The organism is Streptomyces sp. NPDC057900 (assembly GCF_042887885.1).
Classification (GTDB): Bacteria; Actinomycetota; Actinomycetes; order Streptomycetales; family Streptomycetaceae; genus Streptomyces.
In genome coordinates this window covers 1525777-1547548 of sequence record NZ_JBHVOI010000001.1, presented here as the reverse complement: position 1 = coordinate 1547548, position 21772 = coordinate 1525777, and the positions used below count along the sequence as shown (strand labels likewise).

Below are 21772 nucleotides of genomic sequence, written 5' to 3'. Positions count from 1 at the left end.
TCAGTGGGTCAGCGCCACGGCCCCGTCACGGCGAACGTCGTGCCGGGGGTGTAGCAGTTCATGAACATCGTCCGGTAGTCCGGGGCGAAGGTGACCCCGGCGAACTCGCCCCACTCCGGTTTCCCGGGCGTTCCGATGTTCTGCCTGCCGCGCGCCATCGGGTACACCTCACCGCGCCTGGTCAGGCCGAACACGTGCTGGGCGCCACCACCGTCCTCGCACACCATCAGTCCGCCGTCGGAGGCCAGGCAGATGTTGTCCGGGGACTCGCCGGGCAGCTGGATGTCCGTACCTGGTCCGAAGACGATGACCAGGGTCAGCCGGCGCCGCTTCGGCTCGTACCGCCATACCTGTCCGAAGTGGTCGGCGGCCGACCCCTCGGCGCTGTGGGCGAAGCTGGAGACGAAGTAGACGCTTGTGCCGCCCCAGTAGCAGCCCTCCAGCTTCTGGCCGTGGGTGATCCCCTTCGGCCCGAAGTCCTGGAACCGGATGGGCGTCTGTGCGGCCTGCGGATCCGGTACGGGGACCCACTCGATCCCCTCGAAGCTCGTCCCGGTCTCCCGCACCGCCGAGAGGTCGGGGACGCCCGGCACCCGCATGGCCTCCAGCCGGCCGCCGGCCCGGAGCGAGCCCGTGCCGCCGAGCGGTTTCTCCGGCAGGAAGCGGTAGAAGAGCCCGAACGGCTTGTCGAACGCGTCTTCGGTCTCGTAGACGACACCGCTCCGCGGATCGATCGCGATCGCCTCGTGCTGGAAGCGGCCCATCGCGGTCAGCGGCACGGCTCCGGTGCGGCGCGGGTCCGCGCCGTCCACCTCGAAGATGTAGCCGTGATCCTTGGTGTAGCCGTTGGTGCCGGCCTTGTCCTCGGTCTCCTCGCAGGTCAGCCAGGTGTCCCAAGGGGTGCGGCCGCCCGCGCAGTTGACCGCCGTGCCGGCGATGGCGACGCGCTCGGAGAGGACGTGGCCGTCGCTGTCGAGCTCCAGGGCGGTGCAGCCGCCCTTGCCCATCGGGTCGTAGGTGAGGCCCTCGACGACCGGCACGGCGATCGCCGCGTCGGCCCGGTTCTCGTGGTTGCGCACCAGCCGGACGTGTCCGCGCCGGCCGGCGAACGCGGCCATGCCGTCGCAGTGGCTGGGGACCGGGCCCTCGCCCGAGCGGAGCGGGTCGCCCTCGCGGGAGAGCACCCGGTAGCGGAAGCCCTTCGGTAGATCGAGCAGTCCGTCGGGGTCGGGCACCAACGGGCCGTAGCCGGCGTGTCCGTGGGCGGCGGCGGTACCCGCGAAGAGTTCGGTGAACACCCCGGCGAAGGCGACCGAGGCGACGGCGGCGCCGGTGCCTGCCAGGACCTGACGTCGTGTCGCGGGCTGCTGTGCTGCTGCGGATGACATGAGGCAACTTCCTGTGGGGGACAGGAGCGGTGACCCGCACGTGTGTACCACGCGTAACCCCGCGCGGGAACCATGCGAGTCACCGGCCTCATGCGTGTCCCGGGCCCTCAGCGCCTCTCGGCGGCCCGGCAAGTGCCTCAGGCGAGCGACGCGCTCAGCGTGATCGTCGTGCCCGTCAGGGCCTGGCTCACCGGGCAGTTCGCCTTCGCGTCCTCGGCCGCCTTGACGAAGCCCGCCTCGTCGAGACCGGGCACCTCGCCCTCGACGGTGAGGTGGATGCCGGTGATGCCGGTGCCCGGCTGGAAGGTGACCTCGGCCCTGGTGTCCAGCCGGACCGGCGGGGTGCCGGCCCCGGTGAGACCGTGGGAGAGAGCCATCGAGAAGCAGCTCGAATGGGCCGCCGCGATCAGCTCCTCCGGGCTGGTCTTGCCGTTCGGCGCCTCTGCGCGGGACGGCCAGGAGACCGGGTACTCCCCGATGCCGGAGGAATCGAGGGCGACGACGCCCTTGCCCTCGGTCAGATTGCCTTCCCAGACCGTGTGCGCCTGACGCGTGGTAGCCATGCTGGTTCCCTTCGAACGGAATGCGCGGTTGTACGGAGATGGCTGGGCACTCCGTCGTGCCCGGCCGGTGTTACGCCCCCGAACCTACTGCGCCACCAGTCCCTTTGCGTCGCGTGCCAGTGCCGTCAGCCTGGAGATTGCCCGGAAGTACTTCTTCCGGTACCCGCCGTTCAGCATCTCCTCACTGAACAGCCGGTCGAACGGCAGCCCCGCGGCGAGGACCGGGACCTCCCGGTCGTACAGCCGGTCCGCGAGCACCACGAGCCGCAGCGCGGTCGACTGGTCGGGCACCGGCTGCACCTCGGTGAGGCACACCGCCCGCAGACCGTCCGTCAGCGCGCCGTACCGGCTCGGGTGGACGCGGGCCAGATGGTCCAGCAGCGAGGGGAAGTCGTCCAGGCTGGCGCCCTCCGTCGCGTATGCGGCCCGGGTGACCTGCTCCTCCGAGAACGGCGGCGGGGCATCGGGCAGGCCGCGGTGCCGGTAGTCCTCGCCGTCGATGCGCAGCGGGCGGAAGTGCGAGGAGAGCCCCTGGATCTCGCGCAGGAAGTCGGCGGCGGCGAACCGGCCCTCACCGAGCTTGCCCGGCAGCGTGTTGGAGGTCGCGGCCAGCGCCACCCCCGCCTCGACCAGCCGGCTCAGCAGCGAGGAGACCAGCACCGTGTCGCCCGGGTCGTCGAGCTCGAACTCGTCGATGCACAGCAGCCGGTGCCCGCTCAGCGTCTGCACGGTCTGCTGGAAGCCCAGCGCGCCCACCAGGTTGGTCAGCTCGACGAACGTCCCGAACGCCTTCAGGGACGGGGCGGCGGGCGTGGCGTGCCAGAGCGAGGCGAGCAGATGGGTCTTGCCGACGCCGTAGCCGCCGTCGAGGTAGACCCCGCGCGGGCCGGAGGGCGCCAGTGCCTTCTTCCCGAACCACTTGCGCTTGCCCTCACCCGACGCGTGCGCCCCGCCGAGCCCGGCGGCGAAGTCGCGCAGGACCTCGACCGCCTCGGTCTGGCTCGGCTGGTTCGGGTCGGGGACGTACGTATCGAAGCGCACCGAATCGAAGCGCGGCGGCGGCACCATCTCCGCGACCAGCCGGTCGGCGGGGACACGCGGTTCGAGGGCGCACAGGGACAGCGGGGCCGTTTCGGCTATGGGGCTGGGCCCCGGCACGGCGTGGGAGGACGACACAACTGTCTACCTTACGGGCGTGCCAGACTGCCTGACATGCGACGCCTGTTCCCTGTGACGGACCTGACAGCGGCTGAGGAGCGGGGCGAGTGGAGCCTGGACGCCCTCGCCGACGCCTACGCCTACCCCGACAGCGACGGCCCCTGGCTGCGCGCCAACATGGTGTCGACGCTCGACGGGGCCGCCCAGCACGACGGCCGCTCGCAGCCGATCTCCTGCGCGAGCGACATGCGGATCTTCGGCACCCTGCGGGGGCTCGCGGACGTGGTGATCGCGGGCGCGGAGACGGTACGGCTGGAGGGGTACCGGCCCGCCCGCGCCCGGGATGCCTTCGCGGCCCGGCGGGAGGCGGCCGGGCAGGGGCCCGCCCCGGCCGTCGCCGTGGTCAGCGGCAGCCTGGACCTGGACTTCTCGCTCCCGCTCTTCGTCTCGCCGCTGGTCCCGACGCTGGTGCTGACCGGTGCGGGCGCGCCGCCGGACCGGATCGCGGCGGCCGGGGCGGCGGGCGCGGAGGTGGTCATCGCGGGGGAGGGCTCCCGGGTGGACCCCGCCAGGGCCGTACGGGAGCTGGCCGGGCTGGGCCACCGGCGGCTGCTGACGGAGGGCGGCCCCAGGCTGCTCGGTCAGTTCGTGGCGGCGGGCGTGCTGGACGAGATGTGCCTGACGCTGGCGCCGATGCTGACCGCCGGGGACGCCCAGCGGATCGCGGGCGGCCCCTCGGTCGCCGTGCCGGAACGATTCGCCCTGGCATCGGTCCTGGAAGAGGCCGGGTTCCTCTTCTCTCGGTACCGTCGGATCTGACAATCAGCGGAATATACCGTTCCGGTTAGCGTTCGGTGGGCAGAATGGAACGCGGACCCCGTGCGAGCACGGGGAAGGATGGTTTCAGCAGTGGCCGGCGACGGTCACTGAAGCAGAAGGGCGCCTGTGGTGTTCACCAGCGTTTTGATGATCGAGAAGCCCCTCACTTCCGAGGACGTCGAGTTCGTCACCACTCTGCACGGGGAGGAGGAGATCTCCTTCGTCGTGCTGATGCAGCCACGAGGTGACCAGGCGGATGTGCTGTTGCGGGCCATCGACGACCTGGCGATGGGCGAACTGAAGGAAGCGGCCCGTGAGAGCGAGGAACCGGAGGGCAGGAATGCCAGGGAGTCCGCCGAACTCGCGCTCGAAGTGTCCCTGGAGGCCCTGCGCCAGTCGGGCTCGGAAGCCGTCGGACAAGTGATCGAGACCCACCCCCTGGACAAGCTCACATCCGTGGTCGAGGAGTCGGAGGCCGACGAGGTCATCGTGCTGACCGCGCCGCACTACGTCGAGGAGTTCTTCCACCGCGACTGGGCGTCCCGCGCCCGGCACAAGGTCGGCGTACCGGTGCTCAAGCTCTTCGCGCACAGCGAATAGGCTGACCCTGCGGTCCGGGTTGGCCCTCGGCCGCAACTCGAAACCCGCAACCAGCACGCAGGAGCACAGATGGCACCCGGCATCCCCGCCGCCATGGAACGGCCGCACGTCATCGGCATCGGCGGCGCCGGAATGTCGGGCATCGCGAAGATCCTCACCAGCCGCGGCGCGAAGGTCGCGGGCAGCGACTCCAAGGAGTCGCCCACCGCGGAGGCGCTGCGCGCGCTGGGGGCGACCGTCCACATCGGGCACGCCGCCGGGCACCTGGCGGACGACGCCACCTGTGTGGTCGTCTCCAGTGCCATCCGCGCCGACAATCCGGAGCTGGTGCGCGCCGGGGAGCTCTCGATCCCCGTCGTGCACCGCTCCGACGCGCTCGCCTCGCTGATGGAGGGCGTGCGGCCCATCGCCGTCGCGGGCACCCACGGCAAGACGACCACCACATCGATGCTGGCCGTCGCCCTGACCGAGCTGGGCCTCGACCCCTCGTACGCGATCGGCGGCGACCTCGCCGGACCCGGCACCAACGCCACCCACGGCGAGGGCGAGATCTTCGTCGCCGAGGCCGACGAGAGCGACCGCAGCTTCCAGAAGTACGACCCCGAGGTCGCGATCGTCCTCAACGTCGAGCTGGACCACCACGCGAACTACGCCTCGATGGACGAGATCTACGACTCCTTCGAGACCTTCGTCGGCAAGATCGTCCCCGACGGCACCCTCGTCGTCTCCGCCGACCAGGCGGGCGCCGTCGAGCTGACCCGCCGGGTGCGCGACCAGTCGCAGCTGAAGGTCGTCACCTACGGCGAGGCCGCGACCGCCGACGTACGCGTCCAGAAGATCAACCAGCGCGGCCTGACCAGCGAGGTCACGGTCGTCCTGAACGGGAAGTACCTCACCTTCACCGTCTCCGTCCCCGGCCGCCACTACGCGCTCAACGCCGTGGCCGCCCTCGCCGCGGGCGTCGCCCTCGGCATCCCGGCGCACAACCTGGCCTCCGCCCTCGGCAAGTACACCGGCGTCAAGCGCCGCCTCCAGCTCAAGGGCGAGGCCGCCGGGGTCCAGGTCATCGACAGCTACGCGCACCACCCCACCGAGATGACCGCCGACCTCGAAGCGATGCGCGGCGCCGCCGCCGACGCCCGCCTCCTGGTCGTCTTCCAGCCCCACCTCTTCTCCCGCACCCAGGAGCTCGGCACCGAAATGGGCCAGGCCCTCGCACTGGCCGACGCCTCCGTGGTGCTGGACATCTACCCGGCCCGCGAGGACCCGATCCCCGGCATCACGAGCACCCTGATCATCGACGCCGCGCGCGCCGCCGGGGCCGACGTCACCGCCGTCCACGACAAGGCCGCGGTCCCCGGGGCCGTCGCGGGAATGGCGAAGCCCGGTGATCTCGTTCTCACCATGGGAGCGGGCGACGTCACGGACCTCGGCCCGCAGATCCTGGACCACCTGTCGAGCTGAGGGAGCCACCGTGCCGTACGACATCGACAAGCCCGACGAGGAGTGGCGGGAGCAGCTGTCCCCCGCCGAGTACGCGGTGCTGCGCCAGGCCGGCACAGAGCCCGCCTTCGTCGGCGAGTACACCGACACCAAGACGACGGGCGTCTACTCCTGCCGCGCCTGTGACGCGGAGCTGTTCCGCTCCGACACCAAATTCGAGTCGCACTGCGGCTGGCCGTCCTTCTACGACCCGAAGGACAGCGACGCGGTCGAGCTGATCCAGGACCGCACCCACGGCATGGTCCGCACCGAGGTCCGCTGCGCCCGCTGCGGCTCGCACCTGGGCCACGTCTTCGAGGGCGAGGGCTACCCGACCCCCACGGACCAGCGGTACTGCATCAACTCGATCTCGCTGCGGCTCACGCCCGACGGAAGCTGAGCCGGGGCGCGGGTCAGGCCTGCGCCCGCGCCACTGCTGGTGCCCCGCCCCGGGGCATCAGCAGGGTGCTCACGAGTGCGAAGACCACCCACGTTCCCGCACCGGCCGCGATCGAGAGAAGTACGGACACCTCGCCCCCGGCGGCCAGCAGGCCGGCCAGCACGGTGCCGTTGAGCAGACCCATGGTCGTGCCGGCGGCGGTCTGCCACGGTGCCCTGCGGATCACGGCCTCGACGCCGCTGCGTACTCCCATGCCGCCGAAGAACAGCACGGGGGCGCCGAGCACGGCGGACAGCAGCGCCGTCCACCACGGCGACGGGGGCCAGACAAGCAGGAACACGACGGCGAGCACGGTGCAGAGCATCGCCACGAAGAGCAGGCCCACGTCTGTCCCCTCCCGGTCGTCCGCCGCCACATTGGGCGCCCCGATGAAGGCGGCCGCCACGGCGACCAGGAAGGCCGGTACGCACAGGGACAGGGTCCAGACCGGAGCCCAGCCGGTCAGCAGCGCGAACTGGGACCAGAGGGCGCCGGTGGTGAGCAGCGCGATCCAGGACGACTCCCGCCCGGCCCGGGGGATCGTCTGCGGGACGGCGGGCTTGGGGGCCGGGTCCGGCTCTGTGGGCGTGGCGGCCGGCCGCGCGGGGGTCACCGGCTCCGGTTCGGGGGGCCGCTGAGGTTCTGCCTGAGGTCGGCGCGGGGCATCGATCGTCGCGGCACCGACGAGATCCGGTACCTGTGGGGGCCCGTCCCCGGGGCGGTCCAGCACCCCGCGCAGGCGCTCCGACACCTCCTCGGCCGTGGCGGGCCGGTGGTCCGGGTCCTTCTCCAGCAGGGAGACGACCAGCCGGTCGAGGGCGTCCGGAACGTCGGGCCGCAGGCTCCTCACCGGTTCCGGCGTCCCGTTGAGGTGCTGGGCCAGCACCGACCAGCCGGCCCCCTCGAAGGGCGGTCTGCCCGCGAGCAGTTCGTACAGCAGGCAGCCCAGCGAGTAGAGGTCGCTGCGCCCGTCGAGGGTCCGGTCGCCGCGCACCTGCTCCGGTGACATGTAGGCGGGTGTGCCGATCGTCGCCCCGGTGCCGGTGAGCCCGGTCCCGGACTCCTCGATCAGCCGGGCGATGCCGAAGTCGCAGATCTTCAGGTCGTGTTCGGCGTCCCCGTACACCATGACGTTCGCCGGTTTGATGTCCCGGTGGACGACGCCCGCGCGGTGGGCGGCCGCGAGGCCGGCGCAGATCTGGAGCCCCCAGGCCACCACCGACTCGACGCTCCGCCGCTCCGTGGCGGTGAAGGAGGCCATGGAGCGGCCGGGGACCAGCTCCATGACCAGGAAGAGCACCTGGTGTCCCGCGACGGCCGCCTCGCCGTGGTCGTGAATCGTCACGATGTGCGGGTGGGTCAGACGCGCGGTGGCCCGTGCCTCCTGACGGAACCGCGCGGCCGACTGGCTGGTCGTGAGGGGGGTCTGGGTGATGACCTTGACGGCCACGTCACGGTCGAGCCGTGAGTCGACCGCCCTCCACACCTGGCCCATACCGCCGGCCCCGAGCATCTCCACCAGCCGGTAGCGGCTTTCGAGCACCTCTCCGCGCACCGAGCGGCCCCCTTCGATCGTCGTGTCCGGGGCGTCGCGACCCGGCGGTGTGCCCGACGGCTCCCGGGGCAGGATCCTACGCAGCGACCGGCCCGGAAACACGCCCGGCCGGACATCCTCCCGCGCGAAGCCTTCAGGCCTCGTCGGTCTCCGGTTTCAGCAGCGGGTGCACCACGCCGGGGAAGACCCGCGCCCGCACGACCTCCTCGGCCGAACCGCCCTGGATCACCGTCTCCGCCACGCCCCAGGGCCGTCCCGGCAACTGGACGAGCAGTGTGTACGAGGCCGGGCAGCCGGTGCACTCGTAGCGGTCGACCCACGTCTCCACCTCGGTGGCGCTTCCCGGGTAGCGCGCCACGTGCCGGTGCCGGGCGTGGCAGTGCTCGCACGTCTCGCCGGGCTCGCAGGTGCCGCCGCAGGGACACGGCACGTCGAGCGACTCGGCCGGGCGCCACCGCTGGGTGAGGACCGCCTCACGCGTGGCGCCCATGTCCTTCATCGCCTTGAGGTTGCGGGCGGCCACGTTGTACGACTCACCGGTCGCGGCCATCCGGTCCCGGATCACGTCCTTGCGCCCACGGTTCGTCGTCATCTGTTCCTCCTGGGGTTCACGCAGCCCGCCAGGTGGCCCACGAGATCGGTAGGCCCCAGGTTACCGGGCTCGGTGAGGCGCCCGCGACACTCCGGGACCGCCCGCGTCCGGCGGCCGTCAGCCCCGGCGGACCCGGCCCGCGAGCCGCCTGCCCAGCCGGCCCAGGGTGCCCTGGCTCCGACGGTTCCAGTCCCGGAAGGCCTCGGCCCGGCCGCTGCTGCCGGAGCGCCCGACGGCCTCCTCCACGGCCGCGACCCCGTCGGCGGAGAGCGCCCGCACGGCGGGGCGCAGCACCTCCTCCAGCAGGGCGGCGGTGGTCCGGCTCCATTCGGCCCCGGCGTGCGGGTGGGCCGTCCAAACGGCGAAGCAGCCGGCCGCGTAGCCGGGGTCCGCCGCCAGCCTGGCCCGGACGTCGGGGCCGTGCGCGGCCCGGTCGTACGCGGCGATGAGATCCGCGTCGGCGCTGTGCGCGAGGGCGTACAGCTCGGCGTCCGGCCCGTCCGGGGCGAGCAGCCGCCCGGCCAGGGCGCCGTACGCGTGGCCGAGCACCCCGGGCTCCACCGGCTCGGCACCCGGCCGCAGCGCGCGGACCCGCTGCGCCCACTCCGGCTCCGCCTCCCCGGACCGCAGCTCGCGGGCGAAGTCCAGCAGCAGCAGGGCCCCGCGCTCCCGGCCCGTGATCTCCTGCGGGAAGCCGCGCAGCAGGTCGTGGGCGAGCTGCTGCGCCTCCTCCTCTTCCTCGGGGCCGTTCAGCGCGGCGGCGACCAGATGCGACCAGGTGCCGGCCGCCCGGTGGGCGTCAGAGGTCGCGGCCTCCAGCAGCAGCCGGGCCTCGGCCACCGTCGGAGCGCCCGACTCCCACACCAGGCCCACCGCCGTCCGCAGCACCAGCGGCTCCGCGAACGGCGACATCCCGGCGGCCCGCAGCACCCGCTGCACCGCGCCCACCCGGTCGTCGCCGCAGGCCGCCTTGGCCTCGGGCGACTCCGCGCACATCCGCAGGTGCGGCAGCAGCTGCGTACCGGTGAACGGGAGTGCCACCCGGCCCAGCAGCCGCTCCGCCCCGGCCGGGTCCTCAGGGGCGATCCGGTCCAGTGCGCCGAGCAGCGCCGTACGTACGTCGAACTGCTCGTCCATCAGCTCCAGCAGCGCGGGCGCCCAGCCGGGGGAGTCCGGCGCGGCCGCGTCCCGGTCGTCCGCGAGGAGGGCGGCCGCCAGCCGCCGTACGACGCCGGGCAGCAGCTCCGCGCAGTCCACCCCGAGCAGCCGGGCCACCCGGAGCAGCTGCACGGTGCGGGCCACGTCAAGGCCGGCCCCAGGGCCGCTCAGCTCGGTGACGATCTCCGGGCCGAGCACGGAGGCGACGGCCGCGCCCTGCGGACCGCTGAAGGCCGTGCGGCCGGGCAGCTCCACCGAACCGTTCCCGCCCCGTACCGCCTCCGTCACCAGCATCGCGGCCAGCGGGGCCGTGGTCGTCGCGGGGGAGCGGCCGTCCAGCGCGGCGAACAGCCGCCCCGCCGCGTCGAACTCGGCCCCGGTGCGGTCGTCGACGCCCGCCGCGGTCAGCGCGTCGACGAGCTGCCGGGTGCGCTTCGCGTCCAGCGCGTAGGGGCGCTCGGCCGCCCAGCCGGCGGCCGCGGCACGCCCGCAGGGGCCCAGCGCGATGCCCGCGCACAGGGCCGTCACCGCGACCGGCCCGGCGGCGAACGGCTCGCCGGGCAGCTCGGCCGCCTCCCGGAACAGCTCAGGGGCGCGGCTCCGCCAGATCCGGGCCGCGGTCTCCGCCCAGGCGTCGTCCACCGTCCCCTCGGGGCGCGGACCGGTGCAGGTGTGCACCCGGTATCCGGGCCCCGACAGCTCGTGCGCGTCCTGCGGCAGCACACCGACGACGCGCTGCGGGGCGCGCTCCGGGTGACGGGCGTACGTGGTGAAGGTCAGCCGCTCGGCGCTCGAAGGCGGCAGGACGGCGGCGGCCAGCGCGATCCACCGGGCCACGTCCGCGCTCTGCCGCTCGACGAGCACGACCTTCACGGGCTCGGCGGACCCTGCGGACTCGGCGGGCTCACTCAGCCGGCGCAGATCGGCCAGCACGCCCGCGAGCCAGGGGCCGCGCGAGACGGCGAAGTCGTTGAGCCCCTCACGGTCACCGGCGCGGCCCGTCGCGACGGACAGCGCGGTGACCGGGTCCACCGCCGGAATCCGGTCCGGGGTCGCGGCGGACCAGCGGGCGGAGCGGCAGGCGGTGATCGGGAGCATCCCGCCCGGCAGCCGGGTACCGGCGGGGAGGTGGACCGCGTGGGCGTGGAAGCGCAGCGAGGACAGTTGCGCGGTGCGCACCGGCACGGTCCGGGCCAGCAGATGGCTGCCGTCGGACAGCACGCTGAAGCTGAGCGACTCGGGCAGCGCGCGCAGCGCGTTCTCGGTGACCTGGCGGGCGGTGCCGGCCGGCGGCTCGTAGGCCAGGAGCGGTCCGGCCTCGGTGAGCGCCGCCGCGGGTATCGCCGCGTCAACCGCACTGAAACGGGCGGGTATCTCCGCGTCCTCGCCGCTCTCGGGTCCGTCCCCGGCCGTTGCGGAGGTGTAGTGCAACTGCGCGAGGCTCATGCGTCGGCTCTCTTCGTCCCTGCCATGAAGGTCCCCTGCCACCCGCACCCGCTGTCCCGTGGTGGCAGCGCCGACCCGGCTGAGCGACGACCCCGGCGGGGAGAGTTCCGCAGTCGCTGGGGCGACGCTATCAAGTCCCCGCGTGCCCTTGCGGCGAGAAGCCGGGGCGGAGGGCGGGCGTGGCGGCCTTGTACCCGATGGCAAGCCCTCGCCAGGCTGGAATAATGATTCTTCCCTTCACCCACGACGGTGAGACCGGCAGCGTGACCATAGCCGTTGAGCAGGTCGATGATCCGCGGACGATCGGCAAGCACCCGGCCATGCGGGGCTTTCCGTGCTGCACGTCCACCGTGACGTATCCAGGCAGGGGATACCGGGCCATGTTCGGCTGGGTCCAGTTCGTCCGCTCGACGGACAACGCCGGCGGGGGCGCCGAGTTCGAGATGGACCCGTTCATCCTGTTCGAGGACGCGCCGTCCCCGTACGCCTTCTTCGGCCACAGCCCGACCCTGTTCGACGCACCGTCACGTGCCGAACGCCGGCCCCTGGACTGGCTGGCGCACAGCTTCCTGGCCCATACGCCGCTGGACCGTGAACAGCGCTGGGTGCTGCCGCTCGCCGGGTTCTCCTGGGGCTTCGGCATCGACGACGCGGGCGACATCACCGTCCGGCCGGCGGCGGCCCTGTCCGCCGCCGACTGGGACGAGCGCCTGCCGTATCTCGGCGCCGCCCATCCCGCCTGGGAGTTCGGCACGTGGCAGGCGGACGGCCGGTCCTGAATCAGGAGGTGACGGAGCCGGGGCGGTTACTCGAAGCGGGACGTGTCACCGGCGCCCCTGCGTACGATCTCCAGCTCGCCGCTGGAGAAGTCGATGACGGTGGTCGGTTCCGTGCCGCAGTCGCCGGAGTCGACCACGACGTCCACCTCGTGGTCGAGCCGCTCCTTGATCTCCCAGCCCTGGGTCATCGGCTCCTCCTCGTCGGGCAGGAGCAGGGTGCTGGAGAGCAGCGGCTCGCCGAGTTCGCCCAACAGGGCCTGGACGACCGCGTGGTCGGGGATACGGACGCCCACGGTCTTCTTCTTCGGGTGCAGCAGCTGGCGCGGCACCTCCTTCGTCGCCGGAAGGATGAAGGTGTACTGGCCGGGCGTCGCCGCCTTGATCGTGCGGAACACGTCGTTGTCGATGTGCACGAACTGCCCGAGCTGGGCGAAGTTCTGACACATGAGCGTGAAGTGATGGCGGTCGTCGAGGTTGCGGATCGCGCGGATGCGGCTGATGCCGTCACGGCTGCCGAGCTGGCAGCCCAGCGCGTAGCAGGAGTCCGTCGGATACGCGACGAGCGCGCCCGAGCGGATGCTGTCGGCCACGTTGCTGATGGTGCGCCGCTGGGGATTTTCGGGGTGTACATCGAAATACTTCGCCATCCGGCGAGTCTACGGCCGGGTCCGGGGTCCGGCCCGTAGGCGGGATGTGCCATGCAATTGATGTGTAGCATGCATTGCTAGTGGCCTATGCACATTGAATGCAGCATGCATACAATCCGTGGTATATCTGTACAGAGAGGCGGCCTTCCCGGCAGGGAGGCGGGCCCGCACTCGCAGTCGAAGGAAGCCTCGCGTGGACATGCCTGTGGACCGGATCGAGTTCGAGACCATGCTTCTCGGCCGCCATATGAACCTGCTCGCCTCCCGGGGCGGCGGACGGCTGGACCGGAGTGCCTACATCCTCCTCAGCCGTATCCAGGTCGAGGGCCCGATGTCCATCGGTGATCTGCGCGACGCCTTCGGCCTGGACGCCTCGACGCTGAACCGGCAGACCGCCGCCATGCTGCGGGCCGGTGTCGTCGAGCGCATCCCCGACCCGGAGGGCGGCATCGCCCGGAAGTTCGTCATCACCGAGGAGGGCACGCGGCGCCTGGACCGGGACCGGTCGGAGAACCTGGACGGCCTCGGGAGGCTGCTGGCCGACTGGACGCCCGAGGAGGCCGCCCAGCTCGCGGACAACCTGGCCCGGCTCAACCGCGACATCGAACGCCTCGACGGACGGCCCTGGCCGCGCGACAGGTCCTGATCCGATGACCCTTCGGAGGCTCGTACGAAAAGTCGCTGGTTAGCCATCAATTGTGTGATTGCTTCCCGGCGTTGTCTCCCCCTAGCGTGATAGACGCGCGGACGGCGCTGTTCCTGTCGGCCGCACACGGGAAACGGGGAGGGCCACACCTATGCGCACGCGCACCTTATTGACGTCGGCTGCTCTGACCACCGTGCTGCTCGCCGGTTCCGCAGTTCCCGCGGCGGCCGCGCCGGCCACCGCGAAGGGACCCGGCGTCTTCGTCACCAACGGTGATCGCGTACACATTTCGAGTACTCCGCCACGCACGGCGTCGGCCCACGCCTGGTGGACCCACGTGAGTGGCCCCGGCACCAAGGCCAAGGTCACCATCTGGCTCCAGATGAAGTCCGGCAAGAAGTGGCACTCGGTCGCCAGGAAGGCGAAGAACCTCAAGTCCGGCAACGGCGGCAGCGCCCGTCGCGTCGTCGCGCGCAAGAAGTGCGCGAACCGCAGCAAGCGCCAGTGGCGCACCAAGATCGACGTCGACCTCATCGGTGTGGCCGACTCGCCGGAGAAGGCCTACACGAAGCCGGTCACGGTCAGGTGCGGCGTCTGATTCCCTGGTGCCAACACCCGCTCGATCCAGGAGTACGACCTTGAGTGACACCGGTCCGGGCGCCACCCTCATCGTGGGACTCCACGGGGTTCTGGACCGGCACCCCTGGATCGACCGGGTGAACGCCGAGTTCGACCTCGAAGAGGACGTCTTCAGCCTCGCCGTGAAGCGGGCCTCCGCCTACGCCTGGAGCTCCACCGTCCTCACGGACGGGCCCGCCACCGACAACCTCTGGGACCACAACGACGCCGACGGCGACTGGACGCAGGACGGGCAGGTCCGTCAGCTGGCCTGGCTCCAGTCGTCGCTTCCCCGGCCCCTGAACATTCCGGGGAGGCGGCAGCGGCCCCGCCGCCTCCCCGTGCTGCCGGTCATCACGGTCCTCTCGGACGCGCTGCGTCGCGTCGGGACCGTCCGCCTCACCGGTACGCACGCCCTCGTGCCGCTGCACCGCGCCGGGGACGCCCGCGTCGAACTCGCCGAGGTCGCGGACTGGTTCGCCCTCGCGGACCCCTCCGGTGCGGCCTCGCTGACGGTCACCGTGTCGGCCCTGCCCTCGGCGGACCTCGGCGCGCGGGCGGCCGAGATCCGCGACGCCGCGCTCGAACGCACCTATGGGTATCTGGCGGTCGAGCCTCTCAAGCCCGCAGCCGCGGTGCAGACCCCGGGGCTGGCGCAGCCCCTGGCCGGAGTGGTGCAGGCAGAGGGGCTGCGACGGGCGCTCGCCTACCGCTGCGAGGCGCGCGAGTGGTCGACGGATGTGGCCGCCTGGGCGACCGAGGTGTTCGCGGACTCGGTCCGGGCGGCGACCGGGCTCTCGGGCCCGATCATCGTCACGGTCTCCTCGGACGTGTGAAGTGTGGGTGCTCAGTGCGCGCGGCCGTCGCGGGTCCGGGGCCCCGGCCGGAAGAGCAGCAGGTACACCGTGGCGACCATCGCGACCGCCTGGGCCACGACGGTGACCCGCTTCTCGGTGAACCAGACCGGTTCGTACATGTTCGGGAACGGCCCCCAGGCGCCGATGTCCGCGTACCGGTAGATCAACAGGAGCGCGAGACCGCCGGTCGCGACCGACCAGGCGAACAGGTCGGCCGGCCAACGGCGCCAGACCAGGACGAGCAGCGCGGCCAGCGCCGCCATGGCCGCCTCGATCCGGAACAGCGTGCCCTGGCTGATGTCGGCCATGACGGCGTCGTACCGCTCGGCCAGGTGCGCGTGCACATAGGCGTCGACGGCGAGACCGGCCGCCGCGAGCACCCGGGCCGCACCGCGCGGAAAGCGGCCCGAGCCGCCCCCGCGTGCGGGCGCGTCCGGTGTGACGGGGAGTTCTGCGGACATTGCGGCTCCATTCGCGCCGGTGGCCGTCGGGCGGCGTCCGGGGCTCACTTGACGGTGAGGGTCCCCGTCATGAAGGGGTGGATCGTGCAGTCGTACGGGTACGCGCCGGCCTTCGACGGGGCGGTGAAGGTGGCCGACTTGCCCGGCGCGATGTCGCCGGTGTCGAACGCCTTGCCCTTGGTCGCGGTCATCGTGTGCGTCGTCGTGTCGTCGTTCGTCACGGTGATCCTCGCGCCGGGCGCGACGGTCTGCTTGGCGGGCCGGAACTTGAAGTCCTTGATGCTCACCTTCACCCCACCACCGGCGGGCGGTGACGTCGTGGCCGGGACCAGCGAAGGGGGCGTGGCGGGGGCCGACGAGCTGCCGCCGCCTCCGCCGCCACTGTCCGAGCAGCCCGCCAGGGCCGTCAGCGAGAGGGTGAGGGCGGCGGCGGCCACGGCGAACCGCGTCCGGCCGGTACGGAACGGGAACGGCATGGCGTCTCCGGGGGTGCGTGGGTCGGACCGGCGGGGGTCAGTACCCGTTGCCGGTGCCACTGCTGCTGCTACCGCTGCTCGACGGCTTGGGGGTGGGCGCGGTGGTGACCTGCTTGCCCTTGGCGTTGATGACGTACCACTTGGCGCCGAACGCGTCGACGCCCTGGCCCTTCGCGTCGCCGGCCTTCTTGTCCTCCTTGAAGAGGTACAGCGGGTGGCCGTTGTAGGTCACCTGCATCTTCCCGTCGCTGCGGGTCGTCGTCTTCAGCAGCTTCGAGCTGACCCCGGTGCCCGCGGTCGGCGTCTCCTTGTCGAGCAGCGGCGGCCATGCCTTGGCGCAGTCCCCGTTGCACTCGGACTTGTTCCTGGTGTCCTTGTCGAACACGTAGAGCGTCATCTTCTTCTCGTTCACCAGGGTCCTGCCGTACGTGCCCTTCCTGAGGGAGACCGTCGGGGCGGGGGACCGGGACGCGCTGGGGGACGTGGCGGCCGCGGCGGGCACGTCGGCCTGGCGGGCGCTGTTCAGGCTGCCGGTGTCCGTACCGGCGGAGCCGCCGCTGTCGGATCCGCTCCCGGAACATCCGGCTGCCGCCGCGGCCAGCAGGGTCGCGGAGGCCAGCGCTGCGGCCGTCCTGGTGTGGCGTTTCATCGGTACTCCTCGGTCGTCCGGCTCCCCGCACGAGTGAGGCGGGTCGGCCCCAGTGGACCCCGGGCCCCGGAGGCGGGCCATCGGGGCGGAGCTGTTCGGGTAGTGGGCCGGGGGGCCGCCCACGGGGGCGTCACCCGATCGGCGGAGCGCGCCGGGCTCCCGCCGTCGGTGCACCGTGCGGAACGGTAAGTGGGCTGCAACGAAAGCGTCCTGAGGGTGCGACAGTTTCGCGTACCGCCGCCCCGAACGGGCCCGCGATCATAGGATCGGGGTGGTCTTCGGGGAGACGGGGTGGCGGATCGTGGCGTACGGCGGGCCGATACGCAGGTACGGAAGTCTGCTGCTGGCTCCACTGGTGCTGGTGGCGTGTTCCAGCGGCGGCGGGAGTCCGGGCGGGGAGGGCAAGAGCCCCCGGGCGACCGGCGGCGCCACCTCGGAACCGGCCCCGGACACCACCTCGGGCATCGAGGACACCGGCGACATCCAGGCGGACCCGGCCAGGCTGCCCACGTCCCCCGGCGAGGCGCTCGCCCTCATCGACCGGGTCATCGCGGACCCCGCCAGCTTCGGGCCCGACGTGACCAGGCGGAGCCCGTACGAGAGCGATCCGGCCACCTGGCCGGTCCTCCGCACCGACTGCGTCTGGGAGCAGCGGAAGCCGTTGTCGAGCGTGCTGGCCACCCGCAGCCGCTCCTTCGAGGTGCCCGCCGCCGACGGGAAGGGGCCGGTACGGCTCTCCGCCGTCGTCACCGTGCACCGCGACCGCGAGGGCGCGCGGTGGGAGATGGCGGAATCGGTGGAGGAGACGATGCGCTGCCCCACGCAGCAGCTCCAGAAGGGTGAACAGATCGGCTCGTTGGTCGCCGCCACCCTGCCGCAGGGCGAGAGCGGCCAGGTGAACTCCGCGGACGCGCTGACCGAGATCGGGCAGTACCGGAGCTCCACGCTCGGCGGCCCCTTCCCGTATGTCTGGCAGCAGGCCCAGACCCTCCAGTTCACCGTGGCGGTGACCGGAAAAGGGGCCGAGGGGCGGACCGACGAGGAACTCGACCGGCTGACGAACCAGGCCCAGGCAGCCATGCTGCTGCGGCTCAAGTCGGCCGTCGAGAAGCAGAGCTGAGAGCTGAGAGAGCGGAGAGCGTGATGGAACGGCTGCGTCCCGCAGACCCCTCGACGATCGGCGGACACCGGCTGCTCGGCCGGCTCGGTGCCGGTGGCATGGGCGTCGTCTACCTCGGCCGCACGGACGGCGGAGCCCTGGCCGCGATCAAGGTGATCCTCCCGGAGTTCGCCGAGAACGAGGAGTTCCGGGCCAGGTTCCGCCGCGAGGTCGAGGCCGCGCGCCGGGTGGAGACCCCCTGGGCGGTCGCGGTCACCGGTGCCGAGACGGAGGGGACGCGCCCCTGGCTCGCCACGGCGTTCGTGCCGGGGCCCGCCCTGTCGGAGGCCGTCGCCCGGTGCGGGCCGCTGCCCGCCCGCAGCGTCCGGGTGCTCGGCAGGCTGCTCTCCCGTGCCCTGACCGCCGTGCACGCGGCGGGACTCGTCCACCGCGACGTCAAGCCGGGCAACGTGCTCCTCACGGTCGACGGGCCGCGCCTGATCGACTTCGGGATCGCGCGGGCCACCGACGCCACCGCGCTCACCGCCGCGGACATCGTGGTCGGCACCCCCGGCTTCCTCTCACCGGAACAGGCCTCGGGGGACGGCACGGCGGCCGGACCGGCGAGCGACGTCTTCTCCCTCGGCTGCCTCCTGGCGTACGCCGCGACCGGACGGCCGCCGTTCGGCAGCGGAGCCGTCGACGCGCTGCTCTACCGGACCGTGCACGACGAACCCGACCTCGAAGGGGTCCAGGACCCCGGACTCCGCGAACTGCTCGGCGCGCTGCTCGCGAAGGAGCCGGCAGACCGGCCCACCGCCGCCGAACTCGACACCCGGATCACCGAGGACGCGCCGAACGGCTCCATCGACTGGCTGCCGGACGACATTGTGGCGCTGATCGCCGCCCGGTCCACCGCCATGCTCGACCTGCCCGGCATCGAACCCACCGTCGCCGACCCGGCGACGCCGCCGTCCCCGGCCCTTCCCGGCCGGCGAAGACTGCTGCTCGCGGGCGCCGGTGTCGTCATCGCGGCAGGCGGCGGATTCGCCGTACGGGAATGGCTGCGCGACGACGGCGGTGGCGCCGGGGCGGCCAAGTCCGGCGAACGAGCCTGGATCATCGGCGTACAGGCGGACCTGTCCGGCCCGCAGAGCGCCGCCGGACGGGCCCAGGAGCGCGGGGTGCGGCTGGCCGTCGACCAGTTCAACTCCCGTGCGGACAAGCCCTTCACCCTGACCGTCAAGGCGATCGACGACGGTGGCGACGTCAAGCGCGCGGCCCGGGCCGCCGCACAGTTCACCCGCGACCGCGACGTGCTCGCCGTGGTGGGACCCACCGGGGACCACACCACGGAGGCGGTCCTCACCACCTACGACGAGGCGATGCTGCCGATCATCTCCGTCTCCTCGATGCTGCTGGCCTATCAGGCCGGTTCCAAGAGGTCGTTCTTCCAGGCGGTCCCGTCCGACGGCGTGCTGTGCGCGCCCGTCATCCGGAGGCTGGTGCTCCGCCCGGACGTCGAACGGCTCGGGGTGCTGCTCGACCGGGTCGGCGGCCAGTCCGCCTACCAGGTCGGCTACCTCACCAACATGCAGACCGGCGTGATCACCACCGGCACCACCTACCCGCGCGTGGTCCCCGCCGGGACCAAGGACCTGGCCCCGGTCATCGAGGACATGCTCCGGCACGACAGCGACGCCTTCTTCTACGCGGGCGACGCGGCCGGGGCCGCCCGCACCGCACGCGCGCTCGACGGCACCCCCTTCAAGGGCCCCCGGATGGCCATGCACACGGCCATGCGGCCGGACTTCCTCAAGGACGCCGGACAGGCCGCGGAGGGCTGGGAGTTCACCGCGCCCTACACCGACGCGACGGCCCCCGGCGCCGCGAAGTTCGCCGCCGCCCACCGCTCGGCCTACGGCTCCGCCCCCGCGTACTGGGCGGCGGAGGCGTACGACGCGGCCGGGCTCGCGACCGCAGCCGTCACCGCCCTCGCCGGAAACGGGGCCGAGCCGGTGCGGCCGACCAGGACCGCCCTGGTGGCGAAGATCGCCGGATCCTCGTACAAGGGCGTCTCCCGGACCTACGCCTTCGACGAGCTGCACCGGCTCAAGGGGAGGGACGCCTACCTCTACGGAGTGCGGGACGGGCGCTTCGTCCACCTCGGCGCCGCGCCCCAGGCCGAGAAGACCTGACCCGGATGCGCCCTCTCACCCCGGACGACCCGCGCGCCATCGGCGAGTACCGCACCCTGGCCAGGCTCGGGGCGGGCGGCATGGGCGTCGTCTACCTGGCCCGTTCCGCGGGCGGGGCGCTCGCCGCCGTCAAGGTGATCCGCGCCGAGCACGCCGCCGACCCCGGATTCCGGGCCCGGTTCCGCCGCGAGGCCGAGGCCGCCGCCCGGATCACCGGCCCCTGGGTGGTCCCGGTCACCGGGGCGGACACCGAGGCCCGCGAGCCCTGGCTGGCCACCGCGTTCGTGCCGGGCCCCTCGCTGGGCGAGGCCGTCGAGGAGCGCGGCCCCCTGCCGGTGGCGACGGTCCGGGCACTCGGCGCCCGCCTCGCCGCCGCCCTCGGCGCGGTCCACGCGGCGGGCCTCCTGCACCGCGACGTGAAACCCGGCAACGTGCTCCTCGCCCTCGACGGGCCCCGGCTCATCGACTTCGGCATCGCCCGCCACGAGGGCGCCACCGCGCTCACCGCGACCGACGCGGTGCTCGGCACCCCCGGCTACCTGGCGCCAGAACAAGCCTCCGCGGGGCCGGTCGGACCGCCCTGCGACGTGTTCTCGCTGGGCTGCGTCCTGGCGTACGCGGCGACCGGGCAGCGCCCGTTCGGCTACGGCGCGGCGGCCGGGGTGCTCTTCCGTACCGTCCACGGCGAACCGGACCTGGCGGGCCTGCCGTCCGCGCTGCTCCCGGTGGTGACGGCCTGTCTCGCGAAGGACCCGGCGGACCGCCCGACGGCGGCGGCGGCCGGACGGCTGCTCACGGTCGGCGACGGCACCGGCTGGGAGGTGCCGGGCCTGTCCGCCGTGATTGCCGAACGCTCCGCCGCCGCCCTCGCCCTGCCGGACCCGGAACCCCCGCACCCCGCAGAGGACCGGGCCCCGGCGCCGGACCGCCCGAGCCGCCGTCGGGTCCTCACCGCCGGGGCCGCCGGTGCGGTCCTGCTCGCGGGCGGCGGCACCACCGCCTGGCTGGCCGCCCGGCGCGGCGGCAGCGGTACCGGGGCGACGCCCCGCGCGCTCCCCACGTACACGATCGGGCTGCACACGGACACCACAGGACCGGGCAAGGCCGTCGGCCTCGCCCATGAACGGGGCGTCCGGATCGCCGTCGACGACCACAACTCCCGTACGGACAAGGCCTTCCGGCTCGGTCTGCGCATCGAGAACGACGCGGGGGACGCCACCCGCGCCCTCGCCGTCGCGGACCGGCTGGCCGCCGACCCCGCGGTGCTCGCGGTCATCGGCCCCACCGTCGACGTCCCCGCCGCGGCGGTGGTCGGCCGCTACGCGAAGGCCGGTCTCACCCAGGTCCTCGTCGCCGCCCGGTACGCGACCGACGCGGCGGACTCCGCGCACCTCTGCGTACTGCGCCCCTACGACTCCTCGCTCGCCTCCGGACTGATCGACCACATGGCGAACGTCCAGCACGTGAGGAAAGCCGTGGTCATCGAGGACCGGGCCGATCCGCAGGGCAGCTGGATGGCCGCCAACCCGCTCCGGGACACGGAGACGTCCCGCATCACCGTCACCACGCACACCGTCGCGGCGGACACCGGCAGTTTCGCCCCGGCCGCGCGCGCCGTGCTGGACGCCGGGGCCGGAGCGGTCGTCTACGCGGGCACATCCCCCGCCCGGGGCGCCCAATGCGCCACAGAGCTGGTGGCCGCCGGATTCACCGGAACCGCCCTGTCCACCGGGCCCGTCCTGGCGCCCGGCTTCCTCCGGGACGCGGGCAGGGCCGCAGAGGGCTGGGTCTTCGCGGAGGCCTACACCGACCCCACCGCCCTGCCCGCCGCCAAGGCCTTCACCGCCGCGCACCGCGAACGGTTCGGTGCGCCGCCCGCCACCTGGGCCGCAGAGGCCTACGACGCGGTGGGCCTGATCGCGCGGGCCGCCGCCACCACCAGCGCCACCGACGCCCTGCGCGGCGGAATCGCCCAGCGCGTCTTCCGCACCGAGCACCGGGGCATCACCAGACGGCTGGCCTTCGACAGCAGCCACCTGGTCCCGCGCAAGGAGGGCATCTTCCTCTACCGGATCGACGACGGGCGGGCCCGCTTCCTCGGCCTGTACGGATCGGTACGGTGACCGTGCGCAGCTGTCCCGT

21 protein-coding genes are annotated in these 21772 nt (G+C 72.8%); 11 read left to right on the top strand and 10 right to left on the bottom strand.

Going from position 1 to position 21772, the window contains the following annotated elements; genetic code table 11:
- Window positions 1-8: 8 nt before the first annotated feature.
- The 3 genes from ACFVQ0_RS06455 to zapE form a co-directional block, all read right to left on the bottom strand.
- A complete protein-coding gene (locus tag ACFVQ0_RS06455) occupies window positions 9-1388 on the bottom strand; it encodes an alkaline phosphatase PhoX (protein ID WP_390085116.1) in 1380 nt (459 codons plus the stop codon).
- A 137-nt stretch (window positions 1389-1525) separates the two neighbouring features.
- A complete protein-coding gene (locus ACFVQ0_RS06450) occupies window positions 1526-1951 on the bottom strand; it encodes an OsmC family protein (protein ID WP_390085114.1) in 426 nt (141 codons plus the stop codon).
- A gap of 84 nt (window positions 1952-2035) precedes the next feature.
- Window positions 2036-3127, bottom strand: coding sequence for a cell division protein ZapE (zapE, locus tag ACFVQ0_RS06445; RefSeq protein ID WP_390085112.1), 1092 nt, complete (start codon window positions 3125-3127; stop codon window positions 2036-2038).
- A 36-nt stretch (window positions 3128-3163) separates the two neighbouring features.
- On the opposite strand from zapE, the gene ACFVQ0_RS06440 reads away from it, so the two are divergent.
- The 4 genes from ACFVQ0_RS06440 (at window position 3164) to msrB (ending at window position 6410) form a co-directional block, all read left to right on the top strand.
- Window positions 3164-3928, top strand: coding sequence for a pyrimidine reductase family protein (locus tag ACFVQ0_RS06440; RefSeq protein ID WP_390085111.1), 765 nt, complete (start codon window positions 3164-3166; stop codon window positions 3926-3928).
- 147 nt (window positions 3929-4075) lie between these two features.
- Window positions 4076-4528: an indole-3-glycerol phosphate synthase gene (locus tag ACFVQ0_RS06435; RefSeq protein ID WP_390085110.1), complete on the top strand. Its 453-nt coding sequence runs from the start codon at window positions 4076-4078 to the stop codon at window positions 4526-4528.
- Window positions 4529-4597: 69 nt separating this feature from the next.
- A complete protein-coding gene (murC, locus tag ACFVQ0_RS06430) occupies window positions 4598-5992 on the top strand; it encodes a UDP-N-acetylmuramate--L-alanine ligase (protein ID WP_390085109.1) in 1395 nt (464 codons plus the stop codon).
- Between the two features lie 10 nt (window positions 5993-6002).
- Entirely contained in the window at window positions 6003-6410 is a 408-nt protein-coding gene (msrB, locus tag ACFVQ0_RS06425; RefSeq protein WP_390085108.1) for a peptide-methionine (R)-S-oxide reductase MsrB, read from the top strand.
- Between the two features lie 13 nt (window positions 6411-6423).
- Here the strand turns inward: msrB and ACFVQ0_RS06420 are convergent, their stop codons facing one another.
- From ACFVQ0_RS06420 to ACFVQ0_RS06410, 3 genes are all read right to left on the bottom strand, one after another.
- Window positions 6424-8004 (bottom strand): serine/threonine-protein kinase, encoded by a 1581-nt coding sequence (locus tag ACFVQ0_RS06420; RefSeq protein ID WP_390085106.1) that lies wholly within the window; start codon window positions 8002-8004, stop codon window positions 6424-6426.
- 133 nt (window positions 8005-8137) lie between these two features.
- Window positions 8138-8596 (bottom strand): hypothetical protein, encoded by a 459-nt coding sequence (locus ACFVQ0_RS06415; protein ID WP_390085104.1) that lies wholly within the window; start codon window positions 8594-8596, stop codon window positions 8138-8140.
- A 117-nt stretch (window positions 8597-8713) separates the two neighbouring features.
- Window positions 8714-11200 carry a GTPase-associated protein 1-related protein gene (locus ACFVQ0_RS06410; RefSeq protein ID WP_390085102.1) on the bottom strand — a complete coding sequence of 829 codons (2487 nt, stop codon included), beginning with the start codon at window positions 11198-11200 and terminating at the stop codon, window positions 8714-8716.
- A 224-nt stretch (window positions 11201-11424) separates the two neighbouring features.
- On the opposite strand from ACFVQ0_RS06410, the gene ACFVQ0_RS06405 reads away from it, so the two are divergent.
- The gene (locus ACFVQ0_RS06405) at window positions 11425-11979 is read left to right on the top strand and encodes a hypothetical protein (RefSeq protein WP_390085100.1); all 555 of its coding nucleotides are present in this window, start codon (window positions 11425-11427) and stop codon (window positions 11977-11979) included.
- Between the two features lie 26 nt (window positions 11980-12005).
- Here ACFVQ0_RS06405 and ACFVQ0_RS06400 read toward each other — a convergent pair whose 3' ends face one another.
- On the bottom strand, window positions 12006-12626 hold the full coding sequence (locus ACFVQ0_RS06400; protein WP_390085099.1) for an L-threonylcarbamoyladenylate synthase: 621 nt from the start codon (window positions 12624-12626) through the stop codon (window positions 12006-12008).
- A gap of 193 nt (window positions 12627-12819) precedes the next feature.
- Here ACFVQ0_RS06400 and ACFVQ0_RS06395 point away from each other — a divergent pair, with 193 nt between their 5' ends.
- The 3 genes from ACFVQ0_RS06395 (at window position 12820) to ACFVQ0_RS06385 (ending at window position 14726) form a co-directional block, all read left to right on the top strand.
- Window positions 12820-13272: a MarR family winged helix-turn-helix transcriptional regulator gene (locus ACFVQ0_RS06395; protein WP_390085097.1), complete on the top strand. Its 453-nt coding sequence runs from the start codon at window positions 12820-12822 to the stop codon at window positions 13270-13272.
- 151 nt (window positions 13273-13423) lie between these two features.
- On the top strand, window positions 13424-13870 hold the full coding sequence (locus tag ACFVQ0_RS06390; RefSeq protein ID WP_390085095.1) for a hypothetical protein: 447 nt from the start codon (window positions 13424-13426) through the stop codon (window positions 13868-13870).
- Between the two features lie 40 nt (window positions 13871-13910).
- Window positions 13911-14726 carry a hypothetical protein gene (locus tag ACFVQ0_RS06385; RefSeq protein ID WP_390085093.1) on the top strand — a complete coding sequence of 272 codons (816 nt, stop codon included), beginning with the start codon at window positions 13911-13913 and terminating at the stop codon, window positions 14724-14726.
- 11 nt (window positions 14727-14737) lie between these two features.
- On the opposite strand, the gene ACFVQ0_RS06380 is transcribed toward ACFVQ0_RS06385, so the two are convergent.
- From ACFVQ0_RS06380 to ACFVQ0_RS06370, 3 genes are read right to left on the bottom strand one after another with little or no spacing between them, the layout of a single operon-like run.
- Window positions 14738-15208 (bottom strand): hypothetical protein, encoded by a 471-nt coding sequence (locus ACFVQ0_RS06380; RefSeq protein WP_390085092.1) that lies wholly within the window; start codon window positions 15206-15208, stop codon window positions 14738-14740.
- Window positions 15209-15252: 44 nt separating this feature from the next.
- A complete protein-coding gene (locus tag ACFVQ0_RS06375) occupies window positions 15253-15684 on the bottom strand; it encodes a cupredoxin domain-containing protein (protein ID WP_390085090.1) in 432 nt (143 codons plus the stop codon).
- 37 nt (window positions 15685-15721) lie between these two features.
- Entirely contained in the window at window positions 15722-16333 is a 612-nt protein-coding gene (locus tag ACFVQ0_RS06370; RefSeq protein WP_390085088.1) for a hypothetical protein, read from the bottom strand.
- A 358-nt stretch (window positions 16334-16691) separates the two neighbouring features.
- Between ACFVQ0_RS06370 and ACFVQ0_RS06365 the strand changes: the two genes are divergently transcribed.
- Genes ACFVQ0_RS06365 through ACFVQ0_RS06355 form a run of 3 tightly spaced genes read left to right on the top strand, consistent with a single transcriptional unit; the run spans window position 16692 to window position 21753 of the window.
- Complete coding sequence (locus ACFVQ0_RS06365) at window positions 16692-17453, top strand: hypothetical protein (RefSeq protein WP_390085418.1); 762 nt, start codon at window positions 16692-16694, stop codon at window positions 17451-17453.
- Between the two features lie 23 nt (window positions 17454-17476).
- Window positions 17477-19630 (top strand): bifunctional serine/threonine-protein kinase/ABC transporter substrate-binding protein, encoded by a 2154-nt coding sequence (locus tag ACFVQ0_RS06360; RefSeq protein ID WP_390085086.1) that lies wholly within the window; start codon window positions 17477-17479, stop codon window positions 19628-19630.
- Between the two features lie 5 nt (window positions 19631-19635).
- Entirely contained in the window at window positions 19636-21753 is a 2118-nt protein-coding gene (locus ACFVQ0_RS06355; RefSeq protein ID WP_390085085.1) for a bifunctional serine/threonine-protein kinase/ABC transporter substrate-binding protein, read from the top strand.
- Window positions 21754-21772: the final 19 nt, after the last annotated feature.